This is a genomic window from Rhizobium sp. BR 314, assembly GCF_047445805.1.
GTDB lineage: Bacteria > Pseudomonadota > Alphaproteobacteria > Rhizobiales > Rhizobiaceae > Rhizobium > Rhizobium lusitanum_B.
The window spans coordinates 1-1,513 of the sequence record NZ_JARWLA010000105.1 but is presented as its reverse complement, the minus strand read 5'-3'; the positions used below and the strand labels follow the sequence as shown (position 1 = coordinate 1,513).

1 tRNA gene and 1 rRNA gene are annotated in these 1,513 nt (G+C 53.5%); both read right to left on the bottom strand.

Annotated features, from left to right (window positions below):
- A 23S ribosomal RNA gene (locus tag QD461_RS36615) occupies positions 1-720 on the bottom strand; the annotation flags it as partial.
- Positions 721-1,289: 569 nt separating this feature from the next.
- Positions 1,290-1,365, bottom strand: a tRNA-Ala gene (locus QD461_RS36610).
- Between the last annotated feature and the right edge of the window lie 148 nt (positions 1,366-1,513).

Below are 1,513 nucleotides of genomic sequence, written 5' to 3'. Positions count from 1 at the left end.
TTCAGGTTCTATTTCACTCCCCTTGTCGGGGTGCTTTTCACCTTTCCCTCACGGTACTGGTTCGCTATCGGTCATGCACGAGTACTTAGGCTTGGAGAGTGGTCTCCCCATGTTCAGACAGGATTTCACGTGTCCCGCCCTACTCTAGGACAATAAAGCTATCTACGCGTACGGGGCTGTCACCCTCTACGGCAAACCTTTCCAGGTTCTTCCACTTTAAACTTCATTGCCACTGGCCTGGTCCGCGTTCGCTCGCCACTACTTGCGGAGTCTCGGTTGATGTCCTTTCCTGCAGGTACTTAGATGTTTCAGTTCCCTGCGTTCGCTTCTTACACCCTATTTTATTCAGGTGAAGATACCTTATTGATAATGCTTGGAAACCATTCGGGTTTCTCACTCACGCTTGTTCCGCCCTTCGGGCGGCGCTGCGTGGGCGCGTCGGACGACCGACGACAGGCCTCTGGCCTGTGCTGCTGCCACACTCGAACCCGAGCAGGGCACCAACAAAGCGCAGAGCGCGTCGGCGATCGTTCGCCGTAACGTCGGACCAAAGGTCCGACAACCAGAATGATTTCCCAAGCATTTAAGGTGGGTTGCCCCATTCGGAGATCCATGGATCAAAGCTTATTCGCAGCTCCCCACGGCTTTTCGCAGCGTATCACGTCCTTCATCGCCTGTGCATGCCTAGGCATCCACTAAATACCCTTACGACACTTGATCGTTCTCATTGCCAATGCTCATCCTTATTGGATTTGGCAAACCTTTCCTCCTCGCTTGCGCTCGAAGGGGTGCCAAATCTGACCATACGGTCAGTCCAAAGCGCGATTACCTTTTACAATCGCGCCAATCAGATGCCATCGACGTGTTCGATAGATCCGCTTTTACGCAAAAGCCATAAGGCTTTCGCGAGATATTGGAGCTACGCCGAGCAGCTCACTTGCGGTCTATCTTAAGACCAGCTTCTCGAGATTGGATCCGATACCGCGCGGTCAGGCAACGGTAATCCGATTGTCCATCAGAAGTCCTCMAAGAGGACCAACAATGACAATCCAGAGCGACAAGCTTCCTTCCTACCTCCGTCCCCTCCTTCGTTTCCAGCCGGCTAGGCCATCCACGATATCACAAGGTCCGGGCTCGGACGCTTCGGGCCTAAACCCAAAACACCTGGAAGCCTCCAGATCAATCTTCTCTTCACAATGTATGCAGAACACGCATTCAGCCCCTAAGGCCGATGCAAAACCTTTATTTCTTCAGAAGACACTTGCCGTCAGTCTCGACACCAATCGATTTGGTGGAGCTGAGCGGGATCGAACCGCTGACCCCCTGCTTGCAAAGCAGGTGCTCTCCCAGCTGAGCTACAGCCCCATCAGCTCGATCGCCCCAATCTTCATTGAGGTTCGGCAACTTCCGCGTCACCGTCTATTCCCAACCCACATTCGCAATCTGCAAATGGTGGGCCCGGGAAGACTTGAACTTCCGACCCCACGCTTATCAAGCGTGTGCTCTAACCAAC